Source organism: Paenibacillus athensensis (genome assembly GCF_004514475.2).
GTDB classification, from domain to species: domain Bacteria; phylum Bacillota; class Bacilli; order Paenibacillales; family NBRC-103111; genus Paenibacillus_AL; species Paenibacillus_AL athensensis.
In genome coordinates this window covers 866,668-883,907 of record NZ_MYFO02000001.1, presented here as the reverse complement: position 1 = coordinate 883,907, position 17,240 = coordinate 866,668, and the positions used below count along the sequence as shown (strand labels likewise).

Sequence of the window (17,240 nt, the reverse complement as noted above, 5' to 3'; positions counted from 1 at the left end):
GCCCACGGCACCAGTTGGGCAAGCTTGATCCAGCGATTGTCCGGATTCAGCCGACCGCCGAAAGGCAAGAAGAACTCGCTCGGCAGCAACAACTGGTTTTCCTCATGGGCGTACGATTGGTACATGATCCTCATCCTCCATGTGCACGGTTTTTCATCGTATCACAACGATTTCCTTGCTTATGAATTCGACGAAATGTGCCTCAAACCCTTGTCATTATTGGATTTTTTGATCGTTCAGCAAGACCTATTTTAAAGTCCTAAAGGAGTGCAGAAAATGGAAGCTTTGTTCAACTGGGAGACAACCGCACTGATTTTAATCGATTTGCAAAAAGGGGTCGTCGGCTACAATCTGGCTCCGTATTCCGGTCAGGAAGTGGTCGGACGGGCTGCGGCGCTGACCGATGCGTTCCGCAAACGCGGCGCTTTGGTGGGTCTTGTCCGCGTGACGAGCAAGGACGGCAAGGACATGCTGCGCCCTAAGCTCGACCAGGAGCTGCCGCGTCCGGTGCGTCCGGAGGGCTGGGATGAAATTACGCCGGAAATCGGCGTGCAGCCAAGCGACTTGCTGATTACCAAAAGACAATGGGGTGCCTTCCACGGCACCGAGCTTGATTTGCAGCTGCGCCGCCGCAAAATCGATACGATTGTGCTTGGCGGCATTGCCAGCGGCATCGGCGTCGACACGACGGCGCGCGAGGCGTTCCAGCACGGCTATGATTTGATTTTTGCCATTGATGCGATTTCCGGTTTGAGCGAAGCCGAGCATGATTATGTGCGGCAGTTTATTTTTCCGCGTATCGGCCGCATCCGCACTACCGAGCAAATTTTGCAAGCCGGTGAAGCGCGATGAGCGGCGACGGCCTGGCCGACGACAGCGGGGACCGGGCGACGGGCCGACGGCCTGCGGCCAGCTTCGAGCGCGGGCAGGACCTGGAGTCCAAGCGGGAGACGAAGCCCGGAGACGGGTCCGGGCGTGAGGGCGAGAAGGAGCCCCTGAGCGCATCCGGACATGAGCCCCGAGACCAGCGCAAGTATGACAGCGTGCGTGAGAATGGGCGCGGGCAGCAAAGTGGCCCGGGGCGGCCGGTTGGCTCGCGGCCAGAGGAGCCGGGGTCGCAGCAAGAGCAGCACGATGCGGGCGGCTGGTATCCGTGGCTGGTCCTGACGGTCACAAGCCTCGGCGCTTTTCTCGTCGTCGTTAACGCTGGTTCGCTGAACGTGGCGCTGCCGGAGATCAGCAAGCATTTTCATGCCAATGCCATGACCTCCAGCTGGATTTTGCTTTCCTTTATGCTCGTCAATACGGTGCTCATTCTCGTTTTCGGGCAAATCTCCGATATTTTCGGGCGGAAAAAGCTATACCTCGGCGGCATGGCGCTGTTTACTCTCGCCAGTCTGGCCAGCGGCTTTGCGCCGAGCGCCGGGGCGCTGATTGCGCTGCGAATTCTGCAAGCGGCCGGCGGCGCGTTTGTGGTCGTCAATACGACAGCGCTCATTACTGACGCTTTTCCGCCAGCTCGTCTCGGAACAGGGTTGGGCATTAATGTACTTACGGCGTCCGCGGCGCAGCTGGTCGGTCCCGTTGTCGGCGGGCTGCTGGCTGCACATTGGGGCTGGCGCTGGGTATTCTGGTTCAATGTGCCGGTCGGCGTCGTGGCCGTGCTGTGGGGCATGTGGATTTTGCGCCCGGCGCCCGGCCGGTCAACGCGCGAACGCGTCGATGCGCCGGGCGGGGCGCTTTTGTTTCTGGCGCTCGGCGGACTGGTAATGGCGATGTCGGAAATCGGCGAGCTGGGCTGGCGCAACCCGTCCGTGCTGGTTGGGCTTGTGCTGTTTGCCATTTTTACGCCGTCGTTCGTCTGGCGTGAGCTGCGCGCCGCTTCACCGCTGCTCGATTTGCAGTTGCTGCGCAGCCGCTCGTATGTGATGGCCAATGCGGCCAACTTCCTGAATGCTTTTTCCCGCACGGCGGTCGTGCTGCTGTTCGGACTGTTCTTCCAGTTCGCTTACGGCATGAGCGCCTTTGAAGCGGGCTATCGCATCATTCCGGTCGTCATCGGCGTTCTTGCGGTTTCACCGATTGCCGGACTGCTGACGCGCCGCTTCAGCACAAAGCTGCTGGCTTCGACCGGCATGGGGATTTCGATGGCCGGTCTTGCACTGCTGCTGCTGACCATCGGTCCTGAGCTGAGCTACGGCCTGACGGCGCTGGCGATGCTGCTTGTGGGCTGCGGCGCGGGTCTGTTTTTGACGCCAAATACAACCGACATCATGAGCTCGGTGCCGAGCAGCCGCCGCGGAGTTGCCAACGGGCTGCGTTCGATGCTGGGTAATATGGGGCAGGTGCTCAGCACTGCGGTTGCGCTGTCGATCGCGGGTGCAGGCCTGCCGGAGCCTCTGAAAAACGTGCTGTACGCCGGAGCGGACGCCGCTTTGTCCCGCCAGGAGCTGGCGCTGATCGTACACGGCTACCGCTGGGCGCTGGCGGTGCTGCTGCTGGCGCTCGTGCTCGGTCTGCTGACTTCGCTGCTGCGCTCCGGCAGGCGGCCGGACGCGTCGCGCGTTTGACGAGGAATCGGCGTCTGATAGCTGCTGTCGACGGGCATCGTGCTCCGGGAGTCGCGAGCGGAGCGGAAAGCTGCTGCACGACGATTGTACGCCCGGCGGCGCGGGAGGAAACCACGGCTCGTTTATATTCCGTTTAAATACCCGATGTATGCTATCTCTATCAGGACGATATTTCATAGCGAGGTGCATACACGTATGACGAAAAACGAGCAACAACCACGTATTGTTATTGTAGGAGCAGGACCGGGAGGACTGACGCTGGCGCGCATTTTGCAGCGGCACGGCGTACAGGCCGTTGTGTACGAGCGGGAGGCAACGCCAACTGCCCGCCGACAGGGAGGCTCGCTCGACATTCACCACGACTCCGGCCAGTTGGCGCTGGAGGCGGCGGGGCTGCTGGAGCAATTCCGGGCTATTGCCCGCTACGAAGGCGAGGATTTTCGCGTGTTTGATGAGCGCGGCAAGCTATATCTCGATGAAATCGCCGACGCCGGAGCCGGTGGAGGGCAGCGCCCGGAAATCGACCGCGGCGTCTTGCGCCAGCTGCTGCTTGACGCGGTCGATCCGGCAAGCGTTCATTGGGGCTGCGAGCTGCTGGAGGCGACGCCGCTGGCCGACGGCCGGTACGAGCTGCGCTTTGCCGACGGTCTGACGGATATGGCCGATCTGGTCGTCGCTGCCGATGGGGCATTTTCCCGGCTGCGGTCGCTGGTGACCGATGTCACGCCCGTCTATACGGGGCTGAGTATGATTGAGATGTATGTCGATGAAGTTACGACTGCTTTTCCCGCGCTCGCGGCGTTCAACCGGCGGGGGAAAATGTTCGCGCTCGGCGAAGGCAAGGGCATTCTCGGTCAGCTCAATGGCGACGGCCGGCTTTGCGTCTATGCCAGCTTTCCCGCCGAACGCGAGTGGATCGACACGTGCGGCATACCGTTTGATCGCACGGAGGAAGCGAAGCTGCGGCTGCTGGAACAGTTCCCGGGCTGGGCGGAGGAGCTGACCGACTATATTCGCTGCGCCGGAGGGCCGATTGTACCGCGGCGCATCTATATGCTGCCGCTCGGCTTTCGCTGGCAGCACCGGCGCGGCGTGACGCTGATTGGCGACGCGGCGCATCTGATGTCGCCGTTCGCTGGAGAAGGAGTCAACCTGGCAATGAAGGATGCTGCCGAGCTGGCGCTGGCGATTCTCAGCCATGACAATTTCGATGCAGCGACAGCCGCTTACGAGGAGAAGATGTTTGTATACGCCGCGGAATCGGCTGAGCAATCTGACGCTAATCTCAGATTGATGTTTACCGAGCATGCCGCTGCTGCTTTAAGCGAGCTGATGCTTTCGTTTGAGCAAATCTGACAGCGTTCAGCTGCATTTCATGCCAAACGAATCGTGGTCCGCGCTCCCGTAGATGCGCCGGTTCATCAGCCGCGGAACAAATGCAACACCGCGCCTGCAGGTCACGCGGGTTGCCTGAGCCGTTTATGCTTGAGCGGCCCAAGCCCAGTCGCCTGTGTTTGATCGGCCCGAACGGAGCTGCCCGAGCTGAGTCGTCCGTGTTTGTCGGCCCCAGCTGAATGGCCTGCGTCTGCGTCGCTCGCCCGCCATATCCCCGCAGCTTGATCGTCATCCGGCTCTTGCCCCAGGCAAGAGCTTTTTTGGCGCGTCCGCGCAGCGGATGGTGGCCCGCTCGGCTTCCGGTCTGCAGCACGGTTATCCGACTTTGCGCTTGCAAGCCCCCTAAGCGAACCGGATTACCGAAATGTCCACACGGCCTGTGCCGCCCGGACATACACTAGCTTGTGCGACCGGCTTGTCCGGCTCCGGCACATCGATGGTCTGCGCTTTTGGTGCGCGGGAGGCTGGAGCGGCGCGGGAGGCGCGTGGAATGGCTGGACGGCGATGAGCTCAGACGGTATCTGACGGCGGATCTGGGTTCAGCGAGCAGGATCGGCTGCTGAACATTCAGCGGACGGTGTACGTCTGTCGCTTGCTGAACCGGCATGGGGTCATCGTATTGGCGTCGCTGATCACGCCCTATCGGCACATCGCGATTATTGCCGCGGGCAGCTTGACGCTTATGATGAGGTGTATGTCAAATGCGCGCTCGACGTATGCATCAAGCGCGATGTCAAAGGCTTGTACGCCAAGGCGCTGGGGCGGGGGCAAATCCGGCGTTCACGGGCGTTTCCTTGCGAGACGGTGGAACGAAGCGCGGACAAGGTGTTGGAGCTGATCGCGCGAAGCGGTTATCTCGATTAGCCGGCGGCTGGGTGAGCGGCGTGTGCCGGCTGTCGGCGCGTCAAAAACCGCTCGCCGCAAGCTGCGGAGAGCGGTTCGGCTGATTCGGGCGCCGAGCGGCGGCGGGAACGGCTGGACGGATCCGGCAGCGGCAATCCGGCGCCTCCCGGTTCCGGGAGCAGGAGTCCGACAGCAACGGATTGGCAGCAGCCAACTGGCGGCGAAGCGATCCGGTCCGGGGGCTGCGTACGGAGTGCAGCCGAGAGCCGCGCTCCGCGATTCGCAGACGAATACGTCTTACGGGAATATTTTGCGCAGCACGTCAACCGCCTGTCCGATTTCCCGCAGCTCGTCGGGCGAAGCCCCGGCCCACTGGCGGGCAAACTGCGCTTCCAGCTCGCGGAACGCTTGGCCCATCAGCGCGGCCCCTTTCGGAGAAAGCTGGATGTACGATTTGCGCCGGTCGTCGTTGTCGGCGATTTTCTCGCACAGCTGCTTTTCGGTTAATTTTTTCAGCTCACGGCTGGTGTTCGGCATCGATATGTGCAAGCAATCGCTGATTTCGCTCAAGGTTACCAGCGGATGCAGCCAAATATATTCGAGCATCTGATATTGCAGGGGAGTGACGTCGTCCGGCTTGACGGTGCTGGTCATCTCGTGGGTGCCGCGGTGGATGGCTGCGATCAAGCCAACGATTTGTTGAAATAGGGCGCTTTGCTCCATCCGATCACCTCCTGCTTTCACAATAACAAATTGATTATCAAAATACAATTATCAAAAAATAATTATCATTTGACAATTAAATCATCCGTGTGCTACGATTTGCTTATCAAAAGATAAGTAAAGGAGCGGTTGGCATGAATACGTTGGTCATTTATACGCATCCGAATCATCAGAGCTTGAGCTATGCTTTTTTACAGGAGGTGCTGCGCGGCTGTCGCGACAATGCGCGAATCGGCGAGGTGCGGGTGCTGGATTTGTATGCGGAGGGCTTTAATCCGCTGCTGGTGTTTAATGAGCACAAGCGTCGCCGCGACATGCACAGCGATCCGGAGCTGGCACCGCACCGCGAGCAATTGCTGTGGGCCGAGCAAATTGTGCTGGTGTACCCGATCTGGTGGGGCAGGCCGCCGGCGATGCTGCTGGGCTACATCGACCAGATGTTTGCCTCGGGCTTTGCGTATCGCGACAAGGGCGGCTTGCTGCCCGAAGGCTTGCTCAAGGGCAAATCCGTGGTGTGCGTGTCGACGATGAAAGGACCGGCGCTGTATCCGCTGCTCTGGCTGAACAATGCGCACAAGGTGCTGATGCGCAAGGCACTTTTTAATTATGTCGGGATTAAAAAGGTGAAGTTTTTCGAGTTCGGCGGCATGGAAAGTCCGCGCGGGAAGCAGAAGGAGAAGCTGGAGAAGGTGTATCGGTATTTTCGCGCAGTGACCGGCTGAGGCCGGACGATGCTGCCGAGGCTGGTGGGGGCTGCGGGAAGCGGCGGCGTTGCGGCGACGAGAGCGGATCTTGATCGTAAAAAAAGCTGCTCCTGGGAGCAGCGGAAGCTTTATTTGAAAAAAAGCTCGATCCAGTCGTTCACTTCGCTGTCGAGATTATGCCAGGCACATTCGTCGGTTAAGCGGTAAACGACCAGCTTGTCGTTGTCGTCCATCGGAACGCGGATGTAATCGCACAGCAATTCAGCCGAATATTTGGATTGAACAATCCAAGTAGAGGCGGTCGGATTCGTGCATGCGCCGCATGCCGCGATGGCCTCTTCTACCTTTTTATGATGCTTTCCTGGGGCTACCAGCTCGTAAGTGACCAGATATAAATGCATATTCAGCGTCCTCTCATACAGCAAATGGGTTGGGAATGATCTGATTATATCAAACTATCCGTTTTTTACAATATAGGGTAGGAGGGGAACCGTTGAGGAATTTCCAGCGGCCGCAATCGCATCAACAGCACTGCTTAAAGGTTGGCACTAACCGGAGGGAAGCCGCAGACGCCGGCGGCGTTTGCGTTTCATTCAGCGATCGATGGCACCGGGTTTGGGTCCCGGTGCTTTTTCTTCTATAATATATAGCAGGAAGAGGCATTCAACCAACGGATAGAAGGGCGGGCTTGAAAGGGTGGACCGATGGGACGATCAGACGCCGGAGGCGGCTTATGCGGCTGCGTTTGCGCCGGCTGTGCGGGCGGTCAAGGAGGGCGATGTCGCCGGTTTGGCTGCGCTGCTGGCGGCGAATCCGGGGCTGGCGCGGGCGCGCTCGGCGGAAGGGCGCACGCTGCTGCACCATTTATGCGATTATCCCGGCCGCTGTCCGCGGCTGCGCGACACGGGCCGGCTGCTGCTGACGGCCGGAGCGGATGTCGACGCGCGAGCGATCGATCCGCAGCAGGGCGAAACGGCGCTGCAATGGGCAGCGAGCAATGATGACACGGCGACGGTGGAGCTGCTGCTCGACGCGGGCGCGTCTGTCGACGGTCTGGACGACGACCGTCGGCCGCTGGCGCAGGCGATCTGGTACGGCTGCACCGCCGTCGTGCAGCTGCTGCTGGCGCGCGGAGCCAGCCTCGATCTGGAGCTGGCCGCCGGTACGGGCCGCGTCGATTTGCTCCCGTCGTTTTTTGCCGACGACGGGACGCTGCTGGCGGGGGCGGGACGCCATCGCCCGCCGGTGAACGGTTCGCTGCCCGGCGAACCGGGGCAGGACGAGCGGCTGGCGCAAGCGCTCGTCTATGCGGTGCTCGGCGGCTCGGTGGAAGCCGCCGCGTATTTGCTCGGCCGCGGCGCCGATGTCAACGCGCGGCCGTCGGGGTTCGGGCGGCGCGGTGGCTGGCGAGCGCAGCGCGGAGCTTGTCGCGCTGCTGCTCGCGCACGGCGCCGACCGGGCGCTGACGGACAGCCGGTTCGGCGCGACGCCGCTCGGCTGGGCTGTTCATTTTGACCGGCAAGAGGTTATGGCGCTGTTATAGACAAAGGGGACGACCTGAGCGGGTCGTCTTTTTGGCGTTGCCGGTGCGGACGCTGCGCGGGAGGTCGTATGTTACGCATTTGTAGTTTTTGTTACGCAGTCCGTCGCGTTGGAGCGGGGACATGTCGGATTTCGCGTTTTTTTACCGGAAGAATCATATTATTTGACAAGCAAAACATAATAAATCTCATCGTAATGCTATAAATCCCTCAGGTATAATTTAGATGAACAACGGCGCATGCAAAAATTGGTGTGTCGCATTTTGAAGGAGGTGGCGGGGGTTCGGCAGGTTGTTCGGATTTGAATGAAAGCGCATTCTTCTTGAGAGGAGGTTTTGAAAGAGTACGTAGACTGTTGAAGTCTATGAATGAAAAAGTTTTTGATGATTATATTAGGAGGTTTAAACGAATGGCGGTAAAAAGGAATTTTTCCAAGAAAAATCCACTTGCACTTTGTTTTCTCGCATTCACGTTGTTTTTCACACAATTGCTGCTGATCCCTGCTGTTTCGATGGCGGCAACAAACCTGGCAGCAGGCAAATCGACGACGGAAAGCGGCCACGCTGACGTCTACGGTTCCGGCAATGTCACCGACGGCAACCAAGGCACTTACTGGGAGAGCGTCAACAACGCCTTCCCGCAATGGGTTCGCGTTGACCTTGGAAGCGCTAACTCTGTCAACCAAGTCGTTCTGAAGCTCCCTGCCGGTTGGGGAACTCGTAACCAAACGTTGTCCGTACAAGGCAGCACAAACGACTCCACTTATACAAACCTGGTGAATTCTGCTACGTATACATTTGACGGCAGCGGCAACACCGTCACGATCAACTTCACAAGCACAAGCGTGCGTTATGTGAAAATCAACTTTACCGCTAACACAGGCTGGCCTGCAGGTCAATTGTCCGAGCTCGAAGTGTACAACACTTCGTCGCCTACGCCTACGCCTACAGCAACGCCTACGCCAACTCCATCGGGCACTTACGAAGCTGAATCCGCAGCTCTGAGCGGCGGCGCGAAAGTGAACACCGACCACACCGGCTACACAGGCAGCGGCTTTGTAGACGGCTACTGGACACAAGGTGCTACAACGACGTTCACCGTCAACGCAGCGACAGCAGGCAACTACAATGCGACGCTGAAATTCGGCAACGCCAGCGGCAGCGCAAAAACGCTGAGCATCTATGTAAACGGCACGAAAGTGAAACAAACGACCCTGGCCAACCTGGCTAACTGGGATACGTGGTCCACGAAAGTGGAAACCGTGACACTGAACGCCGGCAACAACACGATCGGGTACAAATATGACACGACCGATTCCGGCAACGTCAACCTGGATAACCTCCAAGTAGCGTTCACAGGCACAACGTCGACTCCTACACCGACGCCAACGCCTACACCTACACCAACTGCAACACCAACAGCTACGCCAACTGCAACACCGACGCCAACACCAACGCCAACACCAACGCCAACACCAACGCCAACACCAACAGGCACGCCAACACCAACGCCTCCTCCGGGCTCCAACCTGGCACTGGGCAAACCAGTTACAGCTAACTCGACTGTGTTCACGTTCGTAGCTGCGAATGCAACTGACGGCAACGTGACTACGTATTGGGAAGGCGCAGGCGGTTCGTACCCGAACACACTGACTGTGGACCTGGGCTCGAATGCCAACATCACATCGATCGTGCTGAAGCTCAACCCTGATTCCGCATGGTCGACTCGTACGCAAAACATCCAAGTGCTGGGTCATGACCAATACGGCACTACATTCAACAACCTGGTATCCGCAGCGAACTACACGTTCAACCCGGCTTCCGGCAACACAGTAACGATTCCGGTTACAGCAACTGCAAGCGCTGTTCAACTGAAAATTACGTCCAACACAGGTTCCTCCGCAGGTCAAATCGCTGAGTTCCAAATCATTGGTTCCGCAGCTCCAAACCCTGATCTGACGGTAACAGGTATTACGTCTTCGCCTACATCCCCTGTAGAAACTGACGCAATCACGCTGACAGCTGCTGTGAAAAACATCGGCAGCGCTGCTTCCGGTGCAACTAACGTGAAATTCTACCTGGGCAGCACACTCGTAGGTACAGGCAACGTTGCTGCTCTGGCAGCAGGCGCAACAGCTAACGTTTCTGTCAACATCGGCGCGCAAAATGCCGGCAGCTACGCAGTAACGGCAAAAGTTGACGAGTCCAATGCCGTTATCGAGCAAAACGAAAACAACAACAACTTCACTTCCGCTTCCAACCTGGTTGTGAACCAAGTTTCCAGCTCCGACCTGATTGCTTCCACTTCGTGGAACCCAAGCAACCCAAGCGCTGGCAACACGGTGAGCTTCACGGTTAACCTGAAAAACCAAGGCACCATCGCTTCCGCCAGCGGTTCGCACGCTGTAACCGTTGTGCTGAAAAACTCCGCAGGCACGACGATTCAAACCCTGAGCGGCTCCTACAGCGGCAGCCTGGCAGCAGGCGCTTCCACAAATGTAAGCGTAGGCTCCTGGACAGCTGTAAACGGCAGCTACACTGTAACGACAACCGTTGCTAACGACGGCAACGAAGTTGCTATCAAACAAGCCAACAACACAAGCACAACAAGCCTCTACTCCGGTCGCGGCGCTAACATGCCGTTCACAGTGATCGAAGCAGAAGCTGCTACAAACGCAACGAACGGTACGAAACTGGCTCCTAACTTCACCCCTGGCGACTTTGCAGGCGAAGCTTCCGGTCGTTCCGCGGTTTACCTCGACGCGACTGGCGAATACGTAGAGTTCACGTTGACTGCTCCAGCTAACGCATTCGTTCTGCGTAACGCTGTAGCTGAAAACACGAACGGTACAGTCAGCATCTACGCAAACGGCGTAGCTAAAGGCAAATTCAACGTTTCGTCGAAATTCTCTTACCTGTACGCAACACCAAGCACACTGGGCCGTCTGGGTTACGACAACTCCGGTTCCAAAGCTTACTGGCTGTATGAAGATGCTCAGCTGATGCTGGACACGGTGTACCCGGCCGGTACGAAAATCAAAATTCAAAAAGATGCCGGTGACGTAAGCTGGATCTACCTCGACTTGCTCGAAACGGAAAACGTAGCTCCAGCAGCTACCAACCCGGATCCAAGCAAATACGTTGAAGTTTCGGCTTCCAAATCAATCGACCAAGCACTGAACGAGTTCCGTCAAGACAACACGAAAAAAGGTATCTTTATCCCAGCCGGTACTTGGGAAATCAACAGCAAAATCTTCATCTACGGCCGCGCAACCGAAATTATCGGCGCTGGTCCTTGGCACACGAAGCTGACCGCTCCGCAAAGCCAATCCAACACGGACGTAGGCTTCAACATCGCTTCGACAGCTAACGGCTCCACAATCAAAAACCTGTCTGCATGGGGCAACTACATCTACCGCGTAGACGGACCTGGTAAATTCATCGATGGTAACGGCATGCAAAACGTAACGATCCAAAACATCTGGGCTGAGCACTTCATCTGCTTGTACTGGGGTGTAGGCGCTTCGAACAACGTGTTCAAAGACAACCGGATCAAAAACACGTTTGCTGACGGTATCAACATGACAAACGGTTCCAACAACAACATCATCGACAACAACTATGCTCGCGCAACTGGCGACGACTCCTTCGCAGAGTTCAGCGCAATCGACGCCGGCGGTTCCTACAACGTTGGCAACCAATTCACCAACCTGACTGCTGTTAACGTACGTCGCGCAGCTGCATTTGCTGCATACGGCGGTTCCGGCAACCTGTTCCAAAACCTGTACGGCGCTGACACGCTGACTTACCCTGGTCTGACAATCAGCAGCTTGAGCTTCGGTTACAACACACTGGGCTTTGGCGACCAAGACACCGTATTTGACGGTATCACACTGGATCGCACAGGCGGCGACTTCTGGACCAGCGTTGGCGCTGACGACAAAATCAACGATTACCAAAACTTCGGTGCGATCTGGATCTTCAACGGCGACCGCACTCTGAAAAACATTCTGGTGAAAAACGTGGACATCAACAACTCCGTATACTTCGGCCTGATGTTCCAAACGAAATCGCCTGAAAACCTGGCTATGTCCAACATCCGCTTCGAAAACGTCAACATCAACAACTCCACTCGCTACGGCATCAAGCTGGTAGCCAGTGCAGAGTCCGGTCAAGGACCCGTTGTCGGTGCTGCAAGCTTCACGAACGTCAAAATCTACAACTCCGGCGTTCAAGCGATCTATGGCGAAAGCAAATCGCCTAACTTCACAGTTAACCGCGTTTCCGGTAACAACTGGTAAGAGCGGCGCTTGCGTAAGCAGGCTATGTAAGTAAAGCAGCCCCCGCAGATTAGATCTGCGGGGGTTGCTTTGTTTATGCTGCGAAATCGACGAAACAGGAGTCCGCCCCTGGCTTCGCGTCGCATTGATCGGCGCGGGCGAACCGTTGTGGAGAGCGGTATGTGCCCGTGTTGCCCGTGTTGCCTGTGTTGCCTGTGCTGCCCGATGCCCGAAGCACGTTGTCGAGGTCCCGGCTTCGCGCATTTCGTCCTGCCGGATCTTGCTTTGGCTTTGATTATTTCGGCTGGACGTTCGTGCGGACGACGCCGACATCGGAGGCGTTAATGGCAATGGCATTGCCGTCTTGGCCGGCACGGCCGCCGTCTTGCAAGGCCAACACTGAAAAAAAGTGCCGCAAGCAAAACCAAATGTCCAAACCTTTCGTTTACTTGGATGAAGAGAAGCTTGAAGGAGGAGATGGAAGATGAAAACAAGTTTGTTGGCAGCCGCTGTCTACGCGTTGATGCTGGTGGGCAGTTCTGCCGGAGCAGCAGCGCAAGAGGATCATGCCGATCATGAGATGGCGGGGATGGCGATGCAAACGGAGACAACAACGGCGGCACCGGCAGCGCCGACGCCGTCGAATATGAAGCTGACGCTGGACGGTCGCAGCCTCGCGCTTGACGCCTCGTATCTGATCGACAATTCGCTGTTCGTGCCGTATCGTGCGTTCGCCGAGGGCATCGGGGGCCAAGTCGGCTGGGATGAAGCGACGAAAACGGTCACGGTGCAAAAAGGTGGCAGCACGATCAAGCTGAAGATTGGCTCGCGCAATGCAGATGTTAACGGCATGCAGATGACAATGGTCGGACCGGCGCAAATCATCGACGGCTCGACCTTTGTGCATTCGCGTTTTTTGGCCGAGGCCTTCGGCATCACCGTCCATTACGACGATGCGACGCGAACGGTCAATTTGCTTAGCGCCGGCAACGGAGAAGCCACGCCGGTTTATCACATCGATATCAGCAATTTCAGCTTCAGCACGCCATCCATCACGGTGGAAGCAGGCTCGACCATTGTGTTTACGAATCATGATAAAGTGAAGCACAATGCCGTGGCCGACAACGGCAGCTTTGAGACGCCGCTTCTTGAGCAGGGCGCTTCTGCATCGGTCAAGCTGACGGAGCCGGGCGAATACACGTATTTTTGCCAGCCGCACAAGTCGTTTATGAAGGGCACCATCATCGTCAAATAAGGTGCGGCCGCTTGGCGCAGCGGGGGCGGGGCGGGCGTTGGCTGCGCGTACGGTCCGTCACATAGCTGGCTCGCGCGATTGGCTTGTAGTTGCAGCCGCCGCGCGCCAGCGCCCTGCCCGCCGCGGCGCCGGCGGGAGTGTTCCGGCGGCCCGCGCCGCCCGCATGGCGTCGCCGGCACGGCGCCGCTGGCATGGCACCGCCCGGCGCGCGTCGCCGGCATGGCGCCGCTGGCATAGCGCTGCAACCGGCCCATGCCCCCGCTAGCGCAGCTCCGCGCGGCGAATGCGCCAGCCATCAGCAGGCGAGTCCCTTTCCAGATGGAAAAGGACTCGCCTTTGTTGCGGCTGGCTGCGGCCCTCCGGAGTCGCCAACACGTCGACTTCCGTCTGCAGCTCGAGCAGCGCCGTTGTATCGCGCTCGGGAAATCGCGACAGCCGTCGCATCGTGCGTACAGGCACGGCATTGGGCGGCGTCGCAGCCGATACGGCCTGGAGCAGCTGCTGATCGCCCTGGTTCGCTGCGGCGATCCAGACGTCGATCAGCTCCCAGGCCGACAGCTTGGCCAGATAGGCCGGAAGCTGGCCGGCGGCTTTGTGCACCATGACCTGGTGCGCCGGATCGACGTTGTGCGAGCTGTGCGTTTCGCTGCCGAGAAAATGAATGCAGAAATGCCCGTTAAAGCCGTTGTCGGGAATACCGTCCCCGCCGTGCGGCATGCCGTGCATGGAAGCGGCCAGCCGTCGTCCGTCGATTTCAACGAGCACAGCCCGGCGATCCCAGCTCCAGGCTCCGCCGTAAATCGCCTTGAGCGCAGCCGAATCGGCCTTGGTGAGCGGTTGAACATCGGCGTGGCTGCTCCCCGCCCGGCGTTGTCCGCGAAAATGCAGGCCCGTCTCCACATCAACGATGGTGAAGCTGCTGTATTTGGGCACAAGGAGATTCGCCTCCGTCCATGTCAGCAGCTCGCCGTAATGCTTCGCGCGCTGCGCGGCAACCTGCTCGGCCAGCTTGCGCCGCGTCGCTTCGCCGACGCGCAGCATGCGGCCGCGGGCCAGATCGACGACATCGCCGGCCGGCGTGATGCCGAGCTCGCGTTGCGCGCCGCTGCTGCTCGGATAGCGAAGCGTCGTATCCGGGGGCAGCGGCGAGCTCCACGCTCCGCCTTCGGCTGCGGCGTCCAGCTCGCGTATGAGCTTTTTGTCGGTGAGCCCGGTTTGCGTGACGTAAGTAGCGTTCGGTGAGGCTTTAACCTCCAGCTGTAGTTGCTCGTTGCGCGCTGCCGCTGTGACGGCCGGCGTGTCAGGTTCAGGTTCAGCGTAGGCGTAGACCGCGCCGGTTCCGCTTCCGGCACTTAGCCAGACGCCAAGCGCAAGCGCGCAGACCCAGCGGCGGCTATTCGGGTACAAATCGATACGGTACAAATGATTAAACTTGATCATGCTGATCATCCTCCTGTGACGTAAGGAACGATATGGCGCGCGAAGCGCCGGAACTTTTTAAGCTTTTGTCAAAAGGAAGGAAATTATAAGAAAAACTTTTAGCAGCTTTCCGAAAACAAAAAAACGCCCCGCCAAAGCGGAGCGTCTGTGGATAAGTTCTATTGATCCTGCTGCAGCTTGACCTTTAGCGCGGACGCGATATAAGTCGTTGCTTGCGGCTCGGTTATGACCTGCGCATACATTTTGTCCGGATCTGGTTCGCTGAGGCGGTAGTGGACAATTGCTTCGCCAGGCGCGGAGAAATCAATGCTTGTGACGGCAATGCCGTAGCCGGGATTCGGCTTCATGCCGCGGCTCAGCACGACTTCGTTGACAGCGTCGTTGATTGGCGTTGTGATGACGGTTACCTCGTCACCGGCTGCCGGCTGCTCGGCTGCACCCTCCCCAGGCAGCGCCTTGTGCGTCTCGACAAACTTGATAGCGTCATACAGCTGCGCCGCCGCTTCGGAGCGGGTAATGGCCGCTTGGGGGCGGAACTTGCCGTCCTCCAGCTGGACGATGTTCATTTTGACCAAATCCTGAATCGCATTCATGGCATCCGGGGATACGTCGGCTTCGTCGCCGATGATGATGTACATTTTGTTCAGCGCGTAGCTGCCCTTGGTCAGCACGGCTTTGTACAGATACATCGCGAACTGCTCGCGCGTAATCGCGGCGTTCGGGTCAAAATCGCGGCCGAGCGGCAGATCGTTGTGTACGGCGATAATCAGCGACGGGGCGTACCAGGCGTCATTGGCTACATGGTCGAAATAGTCGCTGGCTTCCGGTTTTTTGATAAACCGGATGTTGTCGATGTTCAAGCCCAGTCCTTTCACAATCAGGTGCACGGCTTGCGCATAGGTCATCTGACTGCGGGGAGCGAACGTCGTATCATCCACCCCGCTGACAATCCCGGCTTCGTTCAGCGCTTCGATTTTGGCTTGGGCCGGATCGTTCTGAATGTCGGTAAAGGCAAATACGCTTTGCGCGCCTGTCAAACCAAGCACGATAACCAGAACGAACAGTGCGGACCATTTTTTCATTTGCTTCTTCATTAGGATCACCTCTATTTCTCCAAACGGGGAACATCTGCCAAAGGTTGCAAGGTTGCGGAAAAAATTGCGATACGACCAAATGTTCGTATTTGGCGGCTGGCCGTCCGATATCGCCTAAAGATAAGTATGCGCTTTATGGAAAAATTTTGTTCCCCCATGTTATAGTTAGGGTATACATAGGAAGCAGGAGCATGGAGGGGATGGAAGTGGACGCTTACAAACAGCCGTTTCGGCTGACGCTTGGTGCGGACCGCGTCATTCGCGGCGATTATTATCGGTCTGCAGCCGGGAGCGGACGGGGAACGCTGGTGCTGTGTCACGGCTACAAAGGCTTCAAGGACTGGGGCATGTTCCCGCATGTTGCGGCAGAACTGGCGGAGTTGCTCGATGTAGTGGCGATTAATTTTTCGCATAACGGGGTAGGCGATAACCTGCTGGACTTTACCGAGCTGGACAAATTTGCCCAAGCGACGTATTCTCGCGACTTGGAGGATCTGGCGGCTGTGTCCGGCGCGGTGCGCTCCGGTCGGCTGCTGGCGGCTGCGAACGCAGCAAGCGCGGCTGGTATGGTCGTGGCCGAGCTGGACGCGTCGTCCAGCGAGGCTGGCGAACAGGACGCTGGAGCACGAGAGGAGCGGGAGGCCGGTACGGCAGGGGCAGCGGAAGCTACGCATATTGCCGGACCTGCGGGAGCGGCAGAGACTGCAGGGGCCGGCGCAGCGCGCAAGCTGGTGCTGCTTGGACACAGTCGGGGAGGCGGGACCAGCCTCGTCTATGCGCTCGATCATCCCGAGCAGGTGGCCGGCGTGATCAGCTGGAACGGGATCACCGATCTCGACCTGCTGACGGACGCCGATAAAGCAGCCATGCGCTCTGCGGGACGCAGCTATACGGCCAATGCGCGGACCAAGCAGATGATGCCGCTGGATCTGGCGATCCTGCAAGACCTGGAGCAGCATCGCGAGCGGTACGACCTGCCCGGCCGGATCGCAGCCATCCGCTGCCCGGTGTATTTGATTCAAGGCACCGAGGACGGCGACAGACGGCTCAGCGGCTCAGCCTTGCTGCAGCAACGAAACCCGGCGGTCCAATGGGAGCTGGTGCAGGGCGGCAACCATACCTTCGGCGCCGTTCATCCGTATGCCGGCGAGACTGAGGAGCTGCGCGAAGCCATAGCCAAGACCAAGCTGGCGCTGCGCGACATCTTGGGCAATTAACGCAGAGCCCGGGGAATTTCCCGGGAAAGCGCAGAAAGCGATCAAAACCGACAGCCGCCGGCGCAGTTTGCCGGGAGCTGTCGATTTGAACCGCAGCTGTGGGGACCGCGTTATTTTTTTGTACATGATGTGTTGACATTCACTACAGTTCCTGATATTATAAATTTCGTTCCCTTCAA

The 17,240-nt window shown here is 58.3% G+C and carries 12 protein-coding genes and 1 pseudogene; 9 read left to right on the top strand and 4 right to left on the bottom strand.

Translation table 11 applies throughout. The annotated features are described in order from the left end of the window. Positions 1–276 precede the first annotated feature (276 nt). The 4 genes and pseudogenes from B5M42_RS04085 (at position 277) to B5M42_RS25245 (ending at position 4,829) form a co-directional block, all read left to right on the top strand. A complete protein-coding gene (locus B5M42_RS04085) occupies positions 277–852 on the top strand; it encodes a hydrolase (protein ID WP_134757807.1) in 576 nt (191 codons plus the stop codon). Next, entirely contained in the window at positions 849–2,570 is a 1,722-nt protein-coding gene (locus B5M42_RS04080; RefSeq protein WP_134757805.1) for an MFS transporter, read from the top strand. Before B5M42_RS04085 ends, B5M42_RS04080 begins: the two co-directional genes overlap by 4 nt. A 195-nt stretch (positions 2,571–2,765) precedes the next feature. Then, the gene (locus B5M42_RS04075; protein WP_134757803.1) at positions 2,766–3,926 is read left to right on the top strand and encodes an FAD-dependent oxidoreductase; all 1,161 of its coding nucleotides are present in this window, start codon (positions 2,766–2,768) and stop codon (positions 3,924–3,926) included. Positions 3,927–4,542: 616 nt separating this feature from the next. Next, a pseudogene (locus B5M42_RS25245) lies at positions 4,543–4,829 on the top strand (adenylyl-sulfate kinase). A 276-nt stretch (positions 4,830–5,105) separates the two neighbouring features. On the opposite strand, the gene B5M42_RS04065 reads toward B5M42_RS25245, so the two are convergent. Then, entirely contained in the window at positions 5,106–5,531 is a 426-nt protein-coding gene (locus B5M42_RS04065) for a MarR family winged helix-turn-helix transcriptional regulator (RefSeq protein WP_134757800.1), read from the bottom strand. 134 nt (positions 5,532–5,665) lie between these two features. Between B5M42_RS04065 and B5M42_RS04060 the strand changes: the two genes are divergently transcribed. Continuing rightward, positions 5,666–6,253 carry an NAD(P)H-dependent oxidoreductase gene (locus B5M42_RS04060; protein WP_134757798.1) on the top strand — a complete coding sequence of 196 codons (588 nt, stop codon included), beginning with the start codon at positions 5,666–5,668 and terminating at the stop codon, positions 6,251–6,253. Between the two features lie 110 nt (positions 6,254–6,363). On the opposite strand, the gene B5M42_RS04055 is transcribed toward B5M42_RS04060, so the two are convergent. Next, positions 6,364–6,636, bottom strand: a complete 273-nt coding sequence (locus B5M42_RS04055) for a hypothetical protein (RefSeq protein ID WP_134757796.1) — start codon at positions 6,634–6,636, stop codon at positions 6,364–6,366. Between the two features lie 295 nt (positions 6,637–6,931). On the opposite strand from B5M42_RS04055, the gene B5M42_RS04050 reads away from it, so the two are divergent. The 3 genes from B5M42_RS04050 (at position 6,932) to B5M42_RS04040 (ending at position 13,310) form a co-directional block, all read left to right on the top strand. Beyond that, on the top strand, positions 6,932–7,750 hold the full coding sequence (locus B5M42_RS04050; protein ID WP_230632618.1) for an ankyrin repeat domain-containing protein: 819 nt from the start codon (positions 6,932–6,934) through the stop codon (positions 7,748–7,750). A 435-nt stretch (positions 7,751–8,185) separates the two neighbouring features. Then, positions 8,186–12,076 carry a CARDB domain-containing protein gene (locus tag B5M42_RS04045; protein WP_230632616.1) on the top strand — a complete coding sequence of 1,297 codons (3,891 nt, stop codon included), beginning with the start codon at positions 8,186–8,188 and terminating at the stop codon, positions 12,074–12,076. 463 nt (positions 12,077–12,539) lie between these two features. Further along, a complete protein-coding gene (locus B5M42_RS04040) occupies positions 12,540–13,310 on the top strand; it encodes a stalk domain-containing protein (RefSeq protein ID WP_134756418.1) in 771 nt (256 codons plus the stop codon). Positions 13,311–13,571: 261 nt separating this feature from the next. On the opposite strand, the gene B5M42_RS04035 is transcribed toward B5M42_RS04040, so the two are convergent. Together B5M42_RS04035 and B5M42_RS04030 are read right to left on the bottom strand one after the other, a co-directional pair. After that, the gene (locus B5M42_RS04035) at positions 13,572–14,750 is read right to left on the bottom strand and encodes a hypothetical protein (protein WP_134756420.1); all 1,179 of its coding nucleotides are present in this window, start codon (positions 14,748–14,750) and stop codon (positions 13,572–13,574) included. A gap of 158 nt (positions 14,751–14,908) precedes the next feature. After that, on the bottom strand, positions 14,909–15,844 hold the full coding sequence (locus B5M42_RS04030) for an S-layer homology domain-containing protein (RefSeq protein WP_134756422.1): 936 nt from the start codon (positions 15,842–15,844) through the stop codon (positions 14,909–14,911). Between the two features lie 191 nt (positions 15,845–16,035). On the opposite strand from B5M42_RS04030, the gene B5M42_RS04025 reads away from it, so the two are divergent. Further along, complete coding sequence (locus tag B5M42_RS04025) at positions 16,036–17,061, top strand: alpha/beta fold hydrolase (RefSeq protein WP_134756424.1); 1,026 nt, start codon at positions 16,036–16,038, stop codon at positions 17,059–17,061. Positions 17,062–17,240 lie beyond the last annotated feature (179 nt).

Excerpts from the sequence above, each read along its gene's own strand:
- B5M42_RS04085 (WP_134757807.1), top strand. The coding sequence starts at position 277 with ATGGAAGCTTTGTTCAACTGGGAGACAACCGCACTGATTTTAATCGAT.
- B5M42_RS04080 (WP_134757805.1), top strand. The coding sequence starts at position 849 with ATGAGCGGCGACGGCCTGGCCGACGACAGCGGGGACCGGGCGACGGGC.
- B5M42_RS04075 (WP_134757803.1), top strand. The coding sequence starts at position 2,766 with ATGACGAAAAACGAGCAACAACCACGTATTGTTATTGTAGGAGCAGGA.
- B5M42_RS04065 (WP_134757800.1), bottom strand. The coding sequence starts at position 5,531 with ATGGAGCAAAGCGCCCTATTTCAACAAATCGTTGGCTTGATCGCAGCC.
- B5M42_RS04060 (WP_134757798.1), top strand. The coding sequence starts at position 5,666 with ATGAATACGTTGGTCATTTATACGCATCCGAATCATCAGAGCTTGAGC.
- B5M42_RS04055 (WP_134757796.1), bottom strand. The coding sequence starts at position 6,636 with ATGCATTTATATCTGGTCACTTACGAGCTGGTAGCCCCAGGAAAGCAT.
- B5M42_RS04045 (WP_230632616.1), top strand. The coding sequence starts at position 8,186 with ATGGCGGTAAAAAGGAATTTTTCCAAGAAAAATCCACTTGCACTTTGT.
- B5M42_RS04040 (WP_134756418.1), top strand. The coding sequence starts at position 12,540 with ATGAAAACAAGTTTGTTGGCAGCCGCTGTCTACGCGTTGATGCTGGTG.
- B5M42_RS04035 (WP_134756420.1), bottom strand. The coding sequence starts at position 14,750 with ATGATCAAGTTTAATCATTTGTACCGTATCGATTTGTACCCGAATAGC.
- B5M42_RS04030 (WP_134756422.1), bottom strand. The coding sequence starts at position 15,844 with ATGAAGAAGCAAATGAAAAAATGGTCCGCACTGTTCGTTCTGGTTATC.
- B5M42_RS04025 (WP_134756424.1), top strand. The coding sequence starts at position 16,036 with ATGGAGGGGATGGAAGTGGACGCTTACAAACAGCCGTTTCGGCTGACG.